The sequence below is a fragment of the Xanthomonas euvesicatoria genome (genome assembly GCF_013112235.1).
In the GTDB taxonomy this organism is placed as follows: domain Bacteria; phylum Pseudomonadota; class Gammaproteobacteria; order Xanthomonadales; family Xanthomonadaceae; genus Xanthomonas; species Xanthomonas euvesicatoria.
Genome location: NZ_JABFFS010000001.1, coordinates 4,765,636 through 4,784,200 on the forward strand (window position 1 = coordinate 4,765,636; position 18,565 = coordinate 4,784,200).

18 protein-coding genes and 1 tRNA gene are annotated in these 18,565 nt (G+C 63.8%); 9 read left to right on the forward strand and 10 right to left on the reverse strand.

The features are described 5' to 3' along the window. Positions 1–2: 2 nt before the first annotated feature. A complete protein-coding gene (gene coaE / locus HLH45_RS20355) occupies positions 3–608 on the forward strand; it encodes a dephospho-CoA kinase (protein WP_008576866.1) in 606 nt (201 codons plus the stop codon). A 68-nt stretch (positions 609–676) separates the two neighbouring features. Here coaE and HLH45_RS20360 read toward each other — a convergent pair whose 3' ends face one another. The 4 genes from HLH45_RS20360 to rimK all read right to left on the reverse strand — a co-directional run bounded on the left by HLH45_RS20360 (position 677) and on the right by rimK (position 4,246). Continuing rightward, positions 677–2,011: a sensor histidine kinase gene (locus tag HLH45_RS20360; RefSeq protein WP_008576864.1), complete on the reverse strand. Its 1,335-nt coding sequence runs from the start codon at positions 2,009–2,011 to the stop codon at positions 677–679. Then, positions 2,004–2,681 (reverse strand): response regulator transcription factor, encoded by a 678-nt coding sequence (locus HLH45_RS20365; protein WP_003490678.1) that lies wholly within the window; start codon positions 2,679–2,681, stop codon positions 2,004–2,006. Before HLH45_RS20365 ends, HLH45_RS20360 begins: the two co-directional genes overlap by 8 nt. Before the next feature lie 25 nt (positions 2,682–2,706). Next, positions 2,707–3,150 carry a hypothetical protein gene (locus HLH45_RS20370; RefSeq protein ID WP_008576857.1) on the reverse strand — a complete coding sequence of 148 codons (444 nt, stop codon included), beginning with the start codon at positions 3,148–3,150 and terminating at the stop codon, positions 2,707–2,709. A 208-nt stretch (positions 3,151–3,358) separates the two neighbouring features. Next, the gene (gene rimK, locus HLH45_RS20375; protein WP_029820072.1) at positions 3,359–4,246 is read right to left on the reverse strand and encodes a 30S ribosomal protein S6--L-glutamate ligase; all 888 of its coding nucleotides are present in this window, start codon (positions 4,244–4,246) and stop codon (positions 3,359–3,361) included. A 500-nt stretch (positions 4,247–4,746) separates the two neighbouring features. Here rimK and glgX point away from each other — a divergent pair, with 500 nt between their 5' ends. Continuing rightward, complete coding sequence (gene glgX, locus HLH45_RS20380; RefSeq protein ID WP_008576849.1) at positions 4,747–6,879, forward strand: glycogen debranching protein GlgX; 2,133 nt, start codon at positions 4,747–4,749, stop codon at positions 6,877–6,879. Between the two features lie 621 nt (positions 6,880–7,500). On the opposite strand, the gene HLH45_RS20385 is transcribed toward glgX, so the two are convergent. The 5 genes from HLH45_RS20385 to HLH45_RS20405 form a co-directional block, all read right to left on the reverse strand. Then, the gene (locus HLH45_RS20385; protein ID WP_008576847.1) at positions 7,501–7,893 is read right to left on the reverse strand and encodes an H-NS histone family protein; all 393 of its coding nucleotides are present in this window, start codon (positions 7,891–7,893) and stop codon (positions 7,501–7,503) included. A gap of 90 nt (positions 7,894–7,983) precedes the next feature. Next, positions 7,984–8,376, reverse strand: coding sequence for a hypothetical protein (locus HLH45_RS20390; protein ID WP_008576845.1), 393 nt, complete (start codon positions 8,374–8,376; stop codon positions 7,984–7,986). 110 nt (positions 8,377–8,486) lie between these two features. Then, positions 8,487–9,179: a thermonuclease family protein gene (locus HLH45_RS20395; protein ID WP_033479183.1), complete on the reverse strand. Its 693-nt coding sequence runs from the start codon at positions 9,177–9,179 to the stop codon at positions 8,487–8,489. A gap of 553 nt (positions 9,180–9,732) precedes the next feature. Then, positions 9,733–9,806: transfer RNA gene (locus HLH45_RS20400), tRNA-Gly, on the reverse strand. A gap of 118 nt (positions 9,807–9,924) precedes the next feature. Then, complete coding sequence (locus HLH45_RS20405; protein WP_014090904.1) at positions 9,925–11,709, reverse strand: autotransporter domain-containing esterase; 1,785 nt, start codon at positions 11,707–11,709, stop codon at positions 9,925–9,927. Between the two features lie 188 nt (positions 11,710–11,897). Between HLH45_RS20405 and thiS the strand changes: the two genes are divergently transcribed. The 4 genes from thiS to HLH45_RS20425 all read left to right on the forward strand — a co-directional run bounded on the left by thiS (position 11,898) and on the right by HLH45_RS20425 (position 15,911). Continuing rightward, complete coding sequence (gene thiS / locus HLH45_RS20410) at positions 11,898–12,098, forward strand: sulfur carrier protein ThiS (protein WP_008576838.1); 201 nt, start codon at positions 11,898–11,900, stop codon at positions 12,096–12,098. 49 nt (positions 12,099–12,147) lie between these two features. Then, positions 12,148–12,942 carry a thiazole synthase gene (locus tag HLH45_RS20415; protein WP_011348384.1) on the forward strand — a complete coding sequence of 265 codons (795 nt, stop codon included), beginning with the start codon at positions 12,148–12,150 and terminating at the stop codon, positions 12,940–12,942. A gap of 255 nt (positions 12,943–13,197) precedes the next feature. Beyond that, the gene (gene trmB, locus HLH45_RS20420) at positions 13,198–13,983 is read left to right on the forward strand and encodes a tRNA (guanosine(46)-N7)-methyltransferase TrmB (RefSeq protein WP_008576835.1); all 786 of its coding nucleotides are present in this window, start codon (positions 13,198–13,200) and stop codon (positions 13,981–13,983) included. A gap of 65 nt (positions 13,984–14,048) precedes the next feature. Continuing rightward, a complete protein-coding gene (locus tag HLH45_RS20425) occupies positions 14,049–15,911 on the forward strand; it encodes an SLC13 family permease (RefSeq protein ID WP_008576832.1) in 1,863 nt (620 codons plus the stop codon). A gap of 60 nt (positions 15,912–15,971) precedes the next feature. On the opposite strand, the gene HLH45_RS20430 is transcribed toward HLH45_RS20425, so the two are convergent. After that, entirely contained in the window at positions 15,972–16,313 is a 342-nt protein-coding gene (locus HLH45_RS20430; RefSeq protein WP_008576830.1) for a Rieske (2Fe-2S) protein, read from the reverse strand. A 258-nt stretch (positions 16,314–16,571) separates the two neighbouring features. On the opposite strand from HLH45_RS20430, the gene HLH45_RS20435 reads away from it, so the two are divergent. The 3 genes from HLH45_RS20435 to mscL all read left to right on the forward strand — a co-directional run bounded on the left by HLH45_RS20435 (position 16,572) and on the right by mscL (position 18,517). Further along, the gene (locus HLH45_RS20435; RefSeq protein ID WP_008576828.1) at positions 16,572–16,847 is read left to right on the forward strand and encodes a hypothetical protein; all 276 of its coding nucleotides are present in this window, start codon (positions 16,572–16,574) and stop codon (positions 16,845–16,847) included. 464 nt (positions 16,848–17,311) lie between these two features. After that, complete coding sequence (locus HLH45_RS20440; protein ID WP_008576826.1) at positions 17,312–18,025, forward strand: fumarylacetoacetate hydrolase family protein; 714 nt, start codon at positions 17,312–17,314, stop codon at positions 18,023–18,025. A gap of 60 nt (positions 18,026–18,085) precedes the next feature. Next, positions 18,086–18,517 carry a large-conductance mechanosensitive channel protein MscL gene (gene mscL, locus HLH45_RS20445; RefSeq protein WP_003487203.1) on the forward strand — a complete coding sequence of 144 codons (432 nt, stop codon included), beginning with the start codon at positions 18,086–18,088 and terminating at the stop codon, positions 18,515–18,517. Positions 18,518–18,565 lie beyond the last annotated feature (48 nt).

Sequence of the window (18,565 nt, forward strand, 5' to 3'; positions counted from 1 at the left end):
CGATGAGTGATTTCATCGTCGGTCTTACGGGCGGCATCGCGTCAGGCAAGAGCGCGCTGGCGGTGGAGTTCGAGAAGCTGGGTGTACCGGTCATCGATGCCGATGTGGTTGCGCGGCAGGTCGTCATGCCGGGTCCTGTTCTCGATTGCATCATCGACTACTTTGGACCAGGCATCCTGCTGCCGGATGGCACGCTGGACCGCTCCGCGCTGCGCAAAATTGTTTTCGCAGATCTGACGCAACGCAAAGCGCTCGAAGCAATTACGCATCCGGCTATCCGTGCAGAGTTGCAGCGCGCGGCACAGGCGGCTGAAGGTCCTTATGCCATCGTCGCGATCCCTTTGCTCACCGAGGCGGGTGGCCGCGCAGCCTATCCCTGGTTAAATCGCGTGCTGGTGATCGATGCGCCAGTCGAACTGCAACATGCAAGATTGATGCGCCGCGATGGAAGCACGCCGGAATTGGCGGATCAGATGATCGCTGCGCAGGCGTCCCGCGAGCAGCGTCTTGCGCTGGCGGACGATGTCGTGGTCAACGATGGCCAGCCGGCACATCTGATTCGAGCGGCGCACGAGCTCGACGCGCGCTATCGCCAGCGTACGAATTAGCGCGTCCTTCCTGTAATTCCGCGCACCCACCGACGGGAGCACAAAACATGACAGGTCGCAATGCCGAACTAGCGATGAAACGCCAATGTCGCAATCACGCCCCGCTCCTGCCCTGGCCGTACGCTGACCCGCCAGCCGTAGAGGTCGCATAGCCGGCTGACGATCGACAAGCCGATGCCGCCGCCTTGCGAGTGGCCGGCATGGGTCCCGCGGTAGCCGCGTTGGAATAGTTTGGCGGCGTCTTCTTCGCTCAGGCCGGGGCCCGAATCGATCACTTCCACTGCATCGCCCAGCACGCGCACGCGCACCTGGCCATCCTGGGTGTATTTGACGGCGTTGCCGATCAGGTTGCCGAGCGCGACCGACAGGGCCGATTCCGGGGCATCGATGACCAGGTCACGCACGCCTTCCAGCACGAGCTCCAGGGGTTTTCCACCGAGCTGCGCGCGGTGCGAGTCGATCAGTTGTTCGGCCACCTTGGCGACGTTGCTACTGCCCTGCCCGCGCTCGTTGCGCGAGAGCAACAGCAACGAGCCGATCAAATCGCTGCATTGCTGCTCGGCGCGCTGGATGCGTTGCAGCCGCTGCAATACCTTTTCGTCCAGGTTCGGTTTGGTCAGCAGCAGCTCGGTAGCGCCGCGGATCACCGCCAGCGGCGTGCGCAGTTCGTGGCTCACGTCCGCGTTGAATTCGCGGTCGCGCTGCACCACTTCGGTCAGACGCGCCGAGTAGTCGTCCAGCGCTTCGGCCAGCTGGCCGACTTCGTCGTCCGGAAAATGCGCCGCCAGCGGTTTGGGTTGGCTAGTGCCGCCACGATAGGCACGCAGGCGCGCGGCCAGATCGGAGACCGGGCGCATCACCTTGGACGCGGACCACCAGCCGATCAGCAGCGAAAACCCGCTGAATACCAACACCGACAAGATTAGAGTGCGCTTGAGCTGGATCTCGCCCTTCAGCGCCTGGGTCATGTCATAAGCGAGGAAGAACCATTCGCTCGGTGTCTTGCGCACCGCAAGCTTGTACGAATAGGTATTGCCGCTTTCGTCCACGCCGGTGATGGTGTGGATGCCGTCGGGCAGCTGATACCACTCCGGTTGTTCGCGGCGTAGCGCTTCGAACTTGTCGCTTTTGACCACGCGCCCGCGCATCTGCTGCAACGGCAGATCGGGGTTGCGCATTGGATCGGAATAGAAGCGTTGCGCGAAGGCGTCGATGTTGCGATTCATCACGTCTTCCACCAACTGGTTTTCCACGCGCGAGCGCGCCCAGTTGGTGGCGAAGGCGAACAGCGTTGTCAGGCAGAAGCCCAGCAACACGAACGACAAGATGATGCGGCTGCGCAGGCGCCGCCGATAGCGGCCGCGCCGGCGCGCCGGCCGCGTCTCGCTCGTACTTTCAGGCATCGGGCGAGGCGATGCGGTAGCCGATGCCGTGACGGGTCTGGATCATCGGCACATCGAACGGCTTGTCGACCACGGCGCGCAGGCCGTGGATATGCACGCGCAACGAATCGGAGTCGGGCAGTTCTTCGCCCCACACGCGGGTTTCCAGTTCCTGGCGCGTAACCACCGCCGGCGAGGCTTCCATCAGCGCCTGCAGGATCTTCAGCGCAGTCGGGTTGAGTTGCAGCAGCTTGCCGCGGCGACGCACTTCCAGCGTATCCAGGTTGTATTCCAGATCGCCGGTTTCCAGCACGCGGGTGTGCACACCCTTGCCGCGACGCGACAGCGCGTTGAGGCGTACCTCCACTTCCTGCAGCGCGAACGGCTTGATCAGATAGTCGTCGGCGCCGGAGTCGAAGCCGGCCAGCTTGTTGTCCAGCGAGTCGCGCGCGGTCAGCATCAACACCGGGGTCTGCTTGCGCGCCTCGTTACGCAGCTTGCGGCAGACTTCGATGCCATCCATGCCAGGCAGGTTGAGGTCGAGCACGATGGCGTCGAACTCGTGCACCACGGCAAGGTGGAGGCCAGTCACCCCGTCGGCGGCGAAGTCCACCGTATGACCCCGGTCTTCGAGGTAATCGCCGAGATTTGCGGCGATATCGCTGTTGTCTTCAATTACTAGAATTCGCACTGGAACCTCGTTCGTTAAGCTGTTTTTAGCGCTGGCGCCGAGAAATTTCGTCTTGACTCACCGTGGTCTGACGGCGCCGCTGGGCAGCCGTCATGCACTGTTTCGTACTCATCTGCGACCCAGTCGCGCGCTCGCGCCGACAAATCAGCCGGCTATCTTCGCGTGCCTTGGTCAAAATTCGGGTGACGAGCTCCTGATCGTTGCGAACCGCTGCCAATTGCTCTGGCTGCAGTGCCTGGATATCTGGCTGCGTCTGGAATGCTGCTTCGATCCGATCCAGCGCAGCGTTCACCTTAGCGCGCTCATCCTGACTGATCTCGGAGTACTTCTCGCCGTCGGCAAGGTCGGTGCGGACCTGCGCCGCCTGAGGCTTGAACGGCTTGTCCAGATCGAGCACCACCGCCAATGCATGACCGCTCATCAGGCCCGTCGCGAGCAGCAGTCCCGTAACACTCCACCGTTTTGCCATGCGACGCCTCCTTGCCCGACCGATTTAACATTGGCGAATGTAGACGCGAACCCCTACAGCGGCAAGCCGTCCATAAAAAGGCCCAAGTGCGACACCGCACTTGGGCCAAAAGTTCATCCCGATCACCGTCACTGCCGAGAGCGGAGCTACGGTCGGGAGAGGCTAGCGAGGCCGTAATTAGATTTTCGTTAATTTTTTGGTAAAGCCGTTAGCCGGCCGATCGGCGGACGGACTGCTCAAGGTGCTGGACAATCGCCGCGGCGACGTCCACGCCGCACACGCCTTCCACTCCTTCCAAACCTGGGGTGGAGTTGACCTCCAGTACCAGTGGGCCGCGTTTTGACCGGATCAGGTCGACCCCTGCCACTGCCAGGCCCAAGGCGCGTGCCGAGCGCACCGCCACCTCCTGCTCCTGCTCGGTTGCCTCGGCCACGGCTGCAGTGCCACCCAGGTGCAGATTGGACCGGAAATCGCCTTCGGCCGCCTGGCGGCGCATTGCTGCGACGACCTTGTCGCCGACCACGAAGCAGCGCAGGTCGGCCCCTTCGGCTTCACCGATGAACTCCTGCACGATGAAATTGGCGTACAGCCCCCGCAGCGCTTCGACCACCCCGCGCGAAGCGCTGGCCTTTTCGGTCAGGATCACCCCGGCGCCTTGCGCCCCCTCGTTCAACTTCACCACATGCGGCGGCGGGCCGAGCATGGAGAGCAGGTCCTGGGTGTCGTCGGGGTTGTCGCCGAAGACGGTGACCGGCATGTCGATACCCTGCGCGGCCAACAATTGGTGCGCGCGCAGTTTGTCGCGCGAGCGCAGGATGGCGTCCGACGGGTTGGGCGTGTAGGTGCCCATGAACTCGAGCTGGCGCAGCACTGCGGTGGCATAGCGGGTGACCGAGGCGCCGATGCGCGGGATCACCGCATCGAAGCCGGTGATCGGCTTGCCCTTGTAGTGCAGGCTGAAGCCGTCGGCGGCGATGCGCATGTAGCAGCGCAACGGGTCGAGGATGCGCACGGTGTGCCCGCGCTTGCGTCCGGCTTCGATCAGCCGCCGGGTCGAATATAGCTTGCTGTTGCGGGAAAGGATGGCGATTTTCATCGCGGCAGGTACGCGGCGCGGCTTGGACATGGGCAGAGTCTGATGACGAAGTGACCCAAGTCCGTACAGTGCAGGCCGATTGCGCGTTCGCGGCAGGCCCGCGATGTACGCTGCGATCAGGCCGACTGCGACGGCCCCGAGAATGAAAGAGCGAAGTACCGCGACCAGTCCAACAACGCTGTGGCTGCACGGCCTCAACCGGATCGATGCTAGCAGGGCGTTGGCGCGTCGCTCAAGCAACGCAGACGCGTGTCGCGCAACGCACTTCGCGCGTGCCTTATCCAGATCGCAACCCGTCGGTGGCCTTGCCCGATTGCTTGCGCATGGCCGCACTGTGGCGCGCGTGCGCGCCGACGGGACGTTGCGAGGGCACGCCACGTCAACGGTTCCGACGGCCGCCCTCACGCCACACCCCTGTTGCCGTAACGCGTTTTGCACAGCTGTAGACGCAATGCTTGAGGCCCCTCAATGCCGGCGTGCCGGCGCATCCGAGACTCTCCATGCGACGTCCAGCAAGCGCGGCCTATGCCAATCCCTCCCGCATCCGTCAGGGGCGCCCGTTCCCACGCGGTGCCGTCTTCGACGGCAAGGGCACCAATTTCGCGCTGTTTTCCGCGCATGCCACGCGTGTCGAGCTGTGCCTGTTCGACGAACAGGGCAACGAAACCCGCGTCGACCTGCCGGAGTACACCAACGAAATCTGGCACGGGTATCTTCCCGATGCCAAGCCGGGCCAGCGCTATGGCTATCGCGTACATGGTCCCTATGCGCCGACCGAAGGTCATCGCTTCAATCACAACAAGCTGTTGCTGGACCCGTATGCGCGCGAGCTGGATGGCGACCTGATCTGGTCCGACGAGCTCTACGGCTACACGGTGGGTCATCCCGATGGCGACCTGAGCTTCGACGAGCGCGATAGCGCACCCTTCATGCCCAAGTGCGTGGTGGTCGAAGACACCTACGACTGGGGAGACGACACGCGCCTGCTCAAGCCGTGGAATGAGACGGTCATCTACGAAACCCATGTGCGCGGCTACACGATGCGCAATCCGCAGGTACCCGAGGCGGTGCGCGGCACCTTCGCCGGCCTGGCCCAGCCGCAGGTACTCCAGTACATCAAGGACCTGGGCATCACCGCGGTGGAGCTGTTGCCGGTACACGCCTACCTGGACGACCAGCATCTGCTCGACAAGGGGCTACGTAATTACTGGGGCTACAACACCATCGGCTTTTTTGCGCTGAAGTCGCGTTACCTGTCCAGCGGCCATCGCGATGAATTCCGCGACATGGTCAAGGCCATGCACAAGCAGGGGCTGGAAGTGATTCTGGACGTGGTCTACAACCACACCGCCGAAGGCAGCGAGCTGGGGCCAACCTTGTCGTTCAAGGGCATCGACAACGCCAGCTATTACCGCCTGGCCGACGACAAGCGCTACTACATCAACGATACCGGCACCGGAAATACGCTGAATCTGAGCAATTCGCGGGTGATCCAGTTCGTCAACGATTCGCTGCGCTACTGGGCCGGCGAGATGCATGTAGATGGCTTCCGCTTCGATCTGGCCACCATTCTTGGCCGCGAGCCGAGCGGCTTCGATCAACGCGGCGGCTTCCTGGATGCCTGCAACCAGGACCCGCTGCTGTCAGAGGTCAAGCTGATCGCCGAGCCGTGGGACTGCGGCCCGGGTGGTTATCAGGTGGGTCACTTCCCGCCGGGTTGGTCGGAGTGGAACGACAAGTTCCGCGACAATGCGCGCGAATTCTGGAAAGGCGAAGACGGCAAGCTGGCGGAATTTGCGACCCGCTTCACCGGTTCGGCCGATCTGTTCGATCGCCGCGGCCGGCGCCCGTGGGCGTCGGTGAACTTCATCACCGCGCACGATGGCTTCACCCTGCGCGATCTGGTCAGCTACAACGAAAAGCACAACATCGATAACGGCGAGGACAATCGCGACGGTTCGTCCAACGATGGCTCATGCAACTACGGCGAAGAAGGCGACACCGATAACGCCGAGGTGTTGCAGATCCGCGAGCGGCAGATGAAGAACCTGCTTGCCACGCTGCTGCTATCGCAAGGCACGCCGATGATGCTCAGCGGCGACGAGCGCGCGCAGACCCAGGGAGGCAACAACAATACCTATTGCCAGGACAACGAGATCACCTGGCTGGATTGGGAAAACGATCCCACCGACGGCCGCCTGACCGAGTTCGTGAAATCACTGACCCGTCTGCGCAAGCGCTACCCGATCCTGTCGCGGGGCCGCTTTCTCAACGGCCAATACAAAGAAGAAGCCAGTCTGCGCGATCTCACCTGGCTCAATCCGGGCGGCATCGAAATGGACGATGCGCATTGGACCGACCCCGCCGCACGTTCGGTGGGCCTGCTGCTGGAAGGCAAGGCGCAGACCTCGGGGGTCAAGGAACTGGCCAATGACGACACCTTGCTCATCGTCATCAATGCTTATCACGAGGGCGTGACCTTCACCTTGCCCTCCTCCGATGAGCCGGTGCACTGGAAGCTGGTGCTCTCCACCGACGAAGCGCTGGAAGTGGACATGATGCCGGCCGGTGCCAGCGAATTCCTGGCCCCGCCGCGCAGCGTCTCGGTCTTCGAGTGCAAGAGCGACCAGTAAAGCCGTCCCAGCAACGCGCACTCAGGAGCGATGCTTGCTTCCTACCGGCATCGGAGAGGCAGCAAGCGTTTTTGTTTCCGACGATGGAATGACGGAGGGGTCTTGCGTGCGCTACGCGGGTTGCGCGTGGCCAGGGTAATGGTGCCGATGGCAACACCCCAGCGAGTCTGTGCGACCTCTCACGTTGGGCCACGTCCTCATTGCCTGCTCCCTGGACCAGGAATCAGTAGGTCAGCATCCATCGCTGGGATTTGCGCGGGAACGGCGAATGCTTTCTCGCAATGATTGAGCGCGTGGGTTTTGCTTGAAATCGGGAATTGAATGCGTTGTTTGAAGACACGCAACTTGCGGCACTCGAGCGTTCATTCCACGGCCAAAAGCCAGCAGACGCCACCAAAAAATCTGCGGCCAACCGGACTTGAAGCGTGCAAACACCACAACATCTATCGCTGCCAGATCATCAAAAGTCCGGCTTGGCTCCGCAGACCACCGAAATCAGCCAAGTGTCTTGGAATAACAAGCGCAAAGCAGGGCGCTGTGCGCCAGACATTCACCAAAAGATCGAAGGCCAAAAGCAACGCCTTGCCCATTGCGGGCCTTCGACATCCCTTGTGGGGTGACTCAACCCGGATACAGCGGGAAGCGCTTGTCCGGATGATTGGCTTTCCACTCTTTATAAGAGCTGGTGCCTTCCCAGGCCTTGAAGGCGCGCGGCGTACGACCACGGCCGGACCAGGTTTCGCCGGAATGCGGAATCCAGTACTTGGCGACCACTTCGCCGGTGGAAGACAGCGGCCCCTTGGTCTTGCCGGTCATCGCCAGCGAGGCGATCTGGGATTTTTGCTTGGCATTGAAACGGTTGCCGAACTGGGTAAGCACCTCGATCACCTGGTCGAAGGCTTCCAGCGTCTGGGCGTATTTCAGCTGCGCTTCTTCCTGCTCAAGCTTGCGCAGCTCTTCCAGCAGTTGAGCCCGGGCGGCGGCGGTGGGTGAAGCGGGCGAATCCTGGCGCATTGGCAAAACATGAGGTATGGGCGGGTCAACGAGTATTGCCGCTGGGCCGCCCAGCGTAAAGCGCCCGGGCCCGTGCGGGTCTGCTGGCGCTCAGCGATGGCGCAGCAGGGCGTGCTCGCGGGCCATGGTCAGGACCGGGCCGATTCGCCCGGCGCGGATCAGTTCGCTGCAGTGCTTGCCGACGAATTCCACCCGCGGCGTGCGAAACCACTGCACCACCCGATCCAATTCGCCGGCATTGATCGACCAGGCGTGGTAGACCGCCTCGCCCAGCTCCTCCACGCCAATCAGCCCGAGTTCGCGGATCTGTTCGGGATCGAGCGCGAACATGTCCAGGACCTTGCCCGCATTGTCCGGCGTGACATGGCCGGTGCGCACGTGCCTTGCCAGCCCGGCGCCGTAGGCGATCGACGCCACCCACGCAGACTCGGCACGGCGCATCCCCTTGATCAGCGCGCCGACGAGTTGGGAATGGGTGGTCATGCCTGCACTATGCGGCGGCGCTAGAGCCGGCTCAATCGGGATCTCCCCGACTCTGCGCAAGAAAATTCAGAAGCCGGGAGGCCGGCGGGCCTCGGTGCGCCGCAGCGCCATCACCGCCGCGCCGGTCTCCACCCCGCAGCGGCCGCTTCATTCACCGAACAGAAGAAGCGCTCGCCCTTCGCCGGCGAGATGCGCGTCTTTGCATAATCGCGCTGGCCCGGCATATGAAAGATCTTCTTGCCATCACTGGAGATATTGCCCTTGATCCTGCAGTTGATTGGCGCCGATGCTGCAACCTGGCGCGTGGTTGCTGTCCGCGCCTTCTTGTCGCGGCGGTAGTCTGCCGGCATCTGAAACGCGCCCTGCCAGAGATTGCGGCGCTGCTGCTGCGCGAGGCGCTCGTCTACCTCGAACGCGGTAGCGTATTGACGATAGGCGACCGCCCAGCCAGAGCGCACCATCCAGGCATTGACGGACTGCCCCTGCACGAAGCATTCGGCGACCCTGCGGCCATAACGATCGGTATCTTTCGGCTGGCAATGCACGGTCTTGTCCAGCAGATAGCCATCCAATGCCGCTGCAGCGCGGCGGCCGCACGGCCAGGCGCTGCCATCGTGTGCGCTGCACTGTTGCGCGCTCTCCGGCGCATCGATGCCCCACAGACGGATGCGCTGATGGGCAACGGTGATGGTGTCACCATCGGTCACCGTCGCACGACCAACCAGCTCTGCAGCACTTACAGGTAAAGCAACAAGCACCAGTACCGACAACACCCAGCATTTCAACAACTTCAACAACTTCAACAGCCACTTCCTTTCCAATCGGCAGACTGCGCTCCGCGTGTCTTGCCTTAGTGCCACTGCAGCCGGTCGGCCTGGTCAAGCATTCCATCGAACCTGACATCTGCGCCGGCAACCAATGCCAGCGCAGGGGCGGGCACTGTATGCCAATCCATCCGCGATGCCCATCCTTTTTGCTCGTTCTTTGTGCAGGCTTCAGATGTCTTCCATGCGCAGAGCGGGCACGCAGTGTGATGGATGGCGCGCAGGCAGATAAGCGCGCTCTGTCGCTATTGATGACACGCGAAAATTCGCTGGAGGATATTCAGCCGAAGCAATGACCAGACGGGTGCCAGAGGCGAATTTGTTCAGCATGCACATTGCGCCGCTCGCCAAGCACGATGCGTCATGTACAGCGCGGGACGCTGCCAACACCGAACGCGCGATGACCAACGTCGATGCGCTGTGGCTCAGAGTGATGCGCAATCGCGTAGCGCCGATCACCTGATCACCGGCTGCATCAATCGGGGAGAGTGAACTGCGGAGCGATGCGCTCGGCAAGAAAACGTGCCGGATATGGAGCGGGCGATGGGAATCGAACCCACGTCAGTAGCTTGGGAAGCTACAGCTCTACCATTGAGCTACGCCCGCCTGGCGCTGACAGAGTTTATGCGGGCGCAGGTGTCTGGCGCAATGTGCACAGATAGAACGAGGGCCGGTTGCCCGGCCCTCAGATGTTGCGTGTGAGCTATCTGTGGCTTGCCGCGCCTCAGAAGTTGCCGCTGAAGTTCACGAACAAGGTCGCGTCGCGGGCACTGCGCTGGGCGGTGGTGGTGCTCAGGCCGATGTTGCTCTGCAAGCCCCACAGCCCGGTGCGGGCACCCAGGACGACAGTGGCGTAGTTGCGATCGAAGTTCTGACCAGGAACGGTGTACATGCCCACTTCCGGCATCGACTGCAGCCAGGCGCTGGCTTCGCCGCCGTCCTTGAACTCGTGGTCGTAGGTTGCCTGCAGGTACGGCTTGACCATGGCGCCGTCCAGACGCACCTGGAAGCCAACGCGGCCCACCAGCGAATCGATGTCCTGATTGGCGTAGCCCAGCGCGGTGGCGCTGTCGTTGCTTTCGGTATAGCCGTCGAGCTTGATCTTCTGCCAGGTCAGGCCGGCCACCGGGCCGTACTTGAGGTTGCCTTCGCCCAGCGAATACCCGGCGTTGAGCGCGGCGGTGAGGTTGCTGCCGTCCGGCGAGCCGCTGTGCACGCGGGTGGCCGGCCCGAGCTGCACTTCGCGGTCCACGTCGTAGCTCAGCCAGCTGTAGCTGACCTGGGCGTTGACCCACACCGGGCCGGTGTACCAGCCGAAGAAGCCGCCCAGGGTGGTGTCGTCCTGCTTGAAGCTGCCGTTGCGGTTACCGAAGTCGGCGTCCATGCGGCCGAAACCGGCAAAACCACCGAACACCAGGTCGCCTGCAGTCCAATCCACACCGAACAGGCCGGCCGGCGCCATGCCGTCGTACAGGTCCGCGTGGTCGTAACGCTGCATGTCGCCGCGCACGCTGCCCCACCAACGCATGCCGTCGGCGTCCGGCTTGCCGTCCAGATGCCAGGCCACCTGGTCGGCGCGCGCGCGGCCGCCGGCCTGCGCCGAATGCGTCAGCACCTGCTGCAGACGCGGCGCTTCCAGCAACGAGATGGCGTATTCGCCCAGGATCTGGTGCACCGCCGTGGTCGGGTGGATGCCATCGGCGAACACATAGGTGTTCTGCGCATTGGCGGCGACCAGGCTGGTCGGGTTACAGGCCGGCAGCGGCACGGCCGGGTTGCAGGCGGTGCTGGTGACATTGCTGAAACCATAGGTGCCCGGATTGGCGACGATTTCCTGCAGCATGTGGAAGGTGTCGACCGGAATCACGCGCAGGCCAGCGGACTGCAGGCCATTGAACAAGGCGGTGTTATAGGCCGTGGCCGCAGCGGTGCCCTGCGCCATCCCCACGGCGCCGCCGGCGCGGAAGCGCGGGGTGAGGCCGACGTCCGGAATGGTCGGCACCATGACGTAACGCGCGCCGGCATTCTGCAAGGTGGCCACGGCACCGACCTGGGCGGTGACTGCGCTGCCGATGATGGCCTGGGCCTGGGCCGGAGCGAGGGACGCGGCGAGCAGGTCGTTGGCGCCGCCCCATACGGTGTACAGCGCATTGGGGTTGGCACGGCCGCCGTTGGCGGTGAGATAGGTGTTGATCTGGCTGGTCACCGACGGCGCAGCGCCGAGTGCGCTGACCGAGCTGGCCTGGATGCGCGCACCGCCGGCAGCGTAGTTGTCGCCGGTCTGGCCGTTCCCGTTGGGCGCGGCATTGGTGCCGAAATGGTCGCCGACATATTCGGCCCACACCCAACCCGGGTTGGTGGTGAACTTGCCGGTGACCGCGCGCGAAGCGGCCGGCAGCAGCGGGTTGTAATACCCGCTGTCGGTGAGGCTGTCGCCGAAGAACACGGTCTGGTCGAAGGCCGACTCGGCCATGGCCGGGGCGGCCGCAATAGCGATGGCCATAGCCATCAGGGAGCGGATCGGGCGAAGTGTGGAAGCCATCGGAATGCCTGCTTGAAGTGAGTGGGACCGGACCGGCGTGCATACGTACGCTGGCGAATGGCACATGGTTTCACCCTGGCCGCCCGCGCTCACGCTGCATTGCCGCATAACGCAAAAACGCGCGCCGGAGCGGCACGCGATGCAACAATGATGACATGAACATCCAACTCAACGGCACCCCGCGCACGCTTCCGGACAATTTGCCGCTGGCCACCCTGCTGGAGCAGGAAGGCTTAGCACAACGCCGCGTCGCGGTAGAGGTCAATGGCGAAATCGTGCCGCGCGGACGGCATGCAGATCACGCATTACGCGAGGGCGATGTGGTGGAAATCGTGCACGCGCTGGGCGGCGGCTGATGCGCCGCGCAAGCCGGCGCATCCGCGTCCGATCGGTGATAATTGGCGCATGACGAATCCCGCCCCCTCTGATGCGCTGGTCATCGCCGGCAAACACTACCGTTCGCGCCTGCTCACCGGCACCGGCAAGTTCAAGGACCTGGACGAAACCCGCCTGGCCACCGAAGCCGCCGCAGCCGAAATCGTCACCGTCGCCATTCGCCGGGTGAACATCGGCCAGGACCCCAACGCACCCAGCCTGCTGGATGTGCTGCCGCCGGAGCGCTACACGCTGCTGCCCAACACCGCCGGCTGCTACACCGCCGAAGAGGCGGTACGCACCTGCCGGTTGGCGCGCGAACTGCTGGACGGCCACAACCTCACCAAGCTCGAAGTGCTTGGCGACGAGAAGACCCTGTACCCGGATGTGGTGCAGACGCTCAAGGCTGCCGAACAACTGGTCGCCGATGGTTTCGAGGTGATGGTCTACACCTCCGACGACCCGATCCTGGCCAAGCGCCTGGAAGAGATCGGCTGCGTGGCGGTGATGCCGCTGGCCGCGCCGATCGGCTCGGGACTGGGCATCCAGAACAAGTACAACCTGCTGGAAATCATCGACAACGCCAAGGTGCCGATCATTGTCGACGCTGGGGTGGGCACCGCCTCGGATGCGGCAATCGCCATGGAGCTGGGCTGCGATGGCGTACTGATGAACACCGCCATTGCCGGTGCGCGCGACCCGATCCTGATGGCCAGCGCGATGCGCAAGGCGATCGAGGCCGGACGCGAGGCGTTCCTGGCCGGGCGGATTCCGCGCAAGCGCTATGCATCGGCGTCGAGCCCGGTGGATGGTGTGATTGGATGAGTGGGCGGTCTGCGTTGACATTGCGGCCGAGGCGCAATGGTTGGCAGTGCGGAGTGCCGGATATGACCGCTGCCAGATCGCGCGTTGCTGCGAGCGCCCCCTCGCGCCGTACCCTCACCCCGACCTCTGCCCCGCTCCGCGCCCTGGCCCGTGCCTGCGTCGCGGGCGCTCCCAGGCACGCGCGCCCATGGCGCGCAAACTGTGCCTCCTCGCTCCGGTGGGAGAGGGGCTTTCGTTTTGCCGATGACTTAATTCATGACTGATCCTTTCACCAGCGACGGCGCCAAGATGCCGCCCAAGCCCTTCACCATCGAAGAGGGCCGCCGGCAGGTGCGCAGCTTCGTGCTGCGCCAGGGCCGTTTCACCCCCGCGCAGCAACGCGCCTTCGACGACCTGTGGCCGCGGTTCGGGCTGGACTACACCGGTGCGCCGCGCGATCTGGCTGCCACCTTCGGACGCGATGCGCACAAGGTGCTGGAGATCGGCTTCGGTAATGGCGCCGCGTTGCGCTTTGCCGCGCAGCAGGACCCAAGCCGCGATTACATCGGCATCGAGGTGCATGCTCCTGGCGTGGGCCGCCTGCTCAACGCGCTGGACGAAGACGGCAGCACCCATGTGCGCCTGTATCACCACGACGCGGTGGAAGTGCTGGAACACGAAATCGCCGACGGCGCGCTGGACGAAGTGCGTATCTATTTCCCCGATCCATGGCACAAGAAGCGGCACAACAAGCGCCGCCTGATCCAGCCGGCATTCGCGCAGTTGCTGGTGCGCAAGCTGCGCGAGGGCGGCCGCCTGCATGCGGCCACCGACTGGGCCGATTACGCCGAACAGATGTGGGACGTGCTCGATGCCACCCCGGGCCTGGTCAATCGCGCCGGCCCGCGCGGCCACGTCGAACGCCCGGCCTGGCGCCCGCAAACCCACTTCGAGACGCGCGGCCAGAAGCTTGGGCACGGTGTGTGGGATCTGCTGTATGACCGGGATTCGGGAATCGGGAATCGGGAATCGCAAGGGCAACTGCCCGCGTCGCCCGGATAAACCACAGCGCCCGCAATTTTCGCTCTGCCAATTCCCCATTCCCGACTCCCCATTCCCGGCCCCCAATGGACACCGCGCTGACGCTGACCAACGATATGAAGCTCGTCCTCGGGCTGGTCGGTTTCACGATGGCGATGTTCCTGTTCGAGCGCATTCGCGCCGACGTGGTGGCATTGATCGTGCTGGTGGTCTTGGGCGTCACCGGGCTGGTGGCGCCGGAAGAACTGTTCGGTGGGTTTTCCGGTAATGCGGTGATGAGCATCATCGCTACCACCATTCTGGGCGCGGGGCTGGAGCGCACCGGTGCGTTGAACCGGTTGGCCACCTGGTTGTTGCGGCGTTCGCACGGCAGCGAGCAGCGCCTGATGATGATGACGCTGGCCATCTCCGGCTTGAACTCCTCGTTCATGCAAAACCCCTCGGTGATGGCGTTGTACCTGCCGGTCGCCTCGCGCCTGGCCGCACGCACCGGGCTCACCTTGCAGCGCATGCTGCTGCCGATCGCCGCGGCCATCGTGATGGGCGGCGCGCTCACCATGGTGGGCAATTCGCCGCTGATCCTGCTCAACGACCTGCTGGTCTCGGCCAACAACAACCTGCCCTCGGGCATGGCCAGCATCGAGCCGTTGACGATGTTCGCGCCGCTGCCGATCGGCGTGGCGCTGCTGATCGCCGCACTGCTGTACTTTCGCTTCTACGGCGACCGCAAGCTGATCGAAGAAGAACGCCTGATCAACGAAGGCGTGACGCCCTCGCGCACCGAAAGCTATTTCGCCAAGACCTACGGCATCGACGGCGATGTGTTCGAGCTGACCGTCACCGCGGAAAGCCCGCTGGTGGGCATGACCCTGGGCGAGGCCGAAGCCTTGCACGATGCACCGTTGCTGCTTGCGCTCAAGACCGGTAACGACACCCGCCTGGCACCGCCGGCCGATATGCGCATCTGGGTCGGCAGCGTGCTCGGCGCGATGGGCCCGCGCCAGGAAGTGGCCGACTTTGCGCAAAACCAGTTCCTGCGCATGTCCTCGCGCCTGCGCAACCTGGGCGATTTGTTCAATCCCAGCCTGGCCGGTATTTCCGAAGCGTTGATTCCGCCGAACTCGCGGTTGATCGGCAAGAGCGCCGGCGAATTGCGCTTGCGCAAGCAGGCGGGCATCAGCCTGTTGGCAATCAACCGCGACAAGCAGGTCATCCGCGAAGACGTGCGCAACGTGCCGCTGCGCGCCGGCGACATGCTGGTCTTCCACAGCATCTGGCAGGACCTGGCCCAGGCGGCGGAAAGCCGCGATTTCGTGCCGGTGACCGACTTCCCCAAAGGCGAGCAGCGTCCGCACAAGTTCAAGATCGCGATGGCGATCTTCGCCTTCACCATCCTGATCGCACTGACCTCGCGCCTGCCGGTGGCGCTGACACTGATGACCGGCGTGGCCTGCATGCTGGTCAGCGGCGTGCTGCGCATGGACGAGGCCTACGCCTCGATCAACTGGAAGACCATCTTCATGATGGCCGGGCTGATTCCGCTGGGCTGGGCCATGGACAGCAGCGGCACCGCGGCCTGGGTTGCCGGCCACACCATCGACCGCCTGCCCGAAGGCGTGCCGGTGTGGGCGCTGGAAATCAGCCTGGCACTGTTGACCACAGCTTTTTCCTTGGTGATCAGCCACGTGGGCGCGACCATCGTGATGGTGCCCATTGCAGTCAATCTGGCGCTGGCCGCCAACGGCAACCCCACCGCCTTCGCGCTGATCGTGGCGTTGTCGGCGTCCAACAACCTGATGACCGCGTCCAACCCGGTGATCTCGATGGTGGCCGGCCCGGCCAACTATCAACCGCGCGAGTTGTGGCGCGTGGGCGCACCGCTGTCGCTGATCTACATCGTGGTGATGGTATCGGTGATCAACCTGATGTTCTGGTGGGCGGCGCGCTGATCCGGCGTTGCGCTTTTTTCGAGCGGCCGACAAAGCGTCATCGGCAATCGTTGCTGGCGCTTACCCCAGCAGCACCTGCTCATCTTCAACCCGCACCGGCACCGCAAACAACGATTGGCCGCGGCATGGGCCGCTGACGCATTCGCCACCGCTGAGTTCGAAGGCCGCACCGTGCGCGGCGCACACCAGCTGCCCTTCCTTGGTCTTCAGGAACTGCCCCGGCGCCCAGTCCAGCCGGCGGCCGGCATGCGGGCAGATGTTCAACCACGCACGGACCTGGGTGCCTTCGCGATACAGCACCAGCGATTCGGCACCGCTCTCCAGCAGTGCTTCCACTTCCAGAAACCCGGCATCGGGAATCTGCATCAACGTGGCAAGCGTGGTGGGCGATGGCAACGACATGCAGGGGACCGGGCAACGATGGCAATGGGCCTGGATTGTGGCATGCGCGCCTGGCCAGCACGGGGAGCCCCAGACGGCGACTGCGGGACAACGCCATTGCCCAGCCAACCGGCCACAACTGGCCGTATACGCCGTCATCGACGCCTGCCGCACGTGATCGCCTTCGCAAATTGCAGTGTCAATTAACGAACTTTTCACTCAATGACATGAAACCGCAACGATACTGCGCGCTCGTTTCCTGCCCGGCAGCCCACCGCCATGCCCGCACGCCTCTTCCAATTCGGCAACTTCCATCACCTGTTTGCGCCGCGCAAGCCGCGTCACCCATTGGTGCGCGTTGCCGCCGGCCTGGCCGGTCTGGTGATCCTTGCGGTGCTGATCTTCTTCAGCGTGTTCGTTGGCGCAGCGATGATCCTGGGCGGCATCGCCTGGAAGCTGTTGAGCAAGTCGAACCGCCGCACGCCGCAGCAGGCACGCGTGGTCGACGCCGAGTACCACGTGGTGCGCAAGCCCGCGTTGCCGTTGTCGCACTGACACCTGGCTGACTGCATCGCTGCGCCGCGGTCTCGGTCTGCGCAGCAGGTGCGGGGGTTGGCCGATGCCTGCATCGATGATGATTTGATTCCAGCACGCCACACCTGGCGTGCGATGGCTTGCCGCGCGTTGCGCAGTGCCATGTCGCCGGGTGCTGCGCTGCGCTGATGGGCCACAGGCGCATTGGGTGCTGCTTCGAGCACCAGTTCACCGCCCTGCGCGCACGTCTTGTCACTGCCGCATCAATGCACACCGCGCTCGCATCGAACGCCAGCGCCGCACTGCCAGCTCTGTAGTGGGTTCGCAATCGTCTGGTTGTACCCATTGCCACTCACGCGTCGACGCTTCAGAGGCCTCGCAGCGCTGCCAGCCCGGCCATGTCATGCACTGGATGCAAGCGTCATGGTTCCGTCGTACACAGGCGAACCGCTAGACTCACCTGCCCGTATGTTGAGGATGCGCGCATGACCCACGATGTGATTCCCGCCGCCGATGTTCCGCGCATTCCTGTGGTGGGTGGTGGCAGTTTTCCGGTGCATCGCATCTACTGCGTGGGGCGCAACTTTGCCGACCATGCGCGCGAGATGGGCGCCACCGCACCAGCCTCCAAGGCCGAGCGTGGCCAGCCGACCTTTTTCATGAAGCCTGCCGATGCCATCGTGGTCGGCCACGGCGACCACATTCCCTACCCGCCCGGCACCAAGGAACTGCACCATGAAGTGGAACTGGTGGTGGCGCTGGGCAGCGATGCGCCGGCCGGCGAGTTGCCGGTGGAACAGGCCGAGCGCCTGATCTACGGCTACGGCGTGGGCCTGGATCTGACCCGTCGCGACCTGCAGGCCGCGGCCAAGGCCAAGGGCTTGCCGTGGGATATCGCGAAGGGCTTCGATCACTCCGCACCGATCAGCGAGCTGGTGCATGCCGGCGAAGTCGGCGCGCTGGAGGCGCTGAATCTGTCGCTGGAGGTCAACGGCCAGGTGCGTCAGCAGTCGTTGCTGGATCAAATGATCTGGAACGTGCCGGAGATCCTGCATGAGCTTTCCAAACTCTACGCACTGCGCGCAGGCGACCTGATCTTCATGGGCACGCCGGCCGGCGTCGGCCCGTTGCTGCCGGGCGACCAGTTCAGTGCGCGCCTGGAGAACGTCGCCGAGCGCCACGGCATCATCGCGGGCTGACATCGAGCCGGCTACGATCGGGCTGCGGCAGTTGGTCCGCGACCGCAGTTGGAGTGCACTATGGGAATGGTCAGCGAATTCAAGCAATTCGCAATGCGCGGCAATGTCATCGACCTGGCGGTCGGTGTGGTCATCGGTGCGGCGTTCGGCAAGATCGTCACCGCGCTGGTGGAGAAAATCATCATGCCGCCGATCGGTTGGGCCATCGGCAATGTGGATTTTTCGCGCCTGGCGTGGGTACTCAAGCCGGCCGGCGTCGATGCCACCGGCAAGGAAATCCCGGCCGTTGCCATTGGCTACGGCGATTTCATCAACACCGTCGTGCAGTTCCTGATCATCGCTTTCGCGATCTTTCTGGTGGTCAAGTTGATCAACCGCGTGACCCACCGCAAGCCGGACGCGCCGAAGGGCCCGAGCGAAGAAGTACTGCTGCTGCGCGAGATTCGCGACGCGCTCAAGAACGACACGCTCAAGCCGCCGGGCGCGCTGTAAGCGGGCACAACCAACTGGCGCATCCTGTGGCGCAACTTCGCGCAGAAG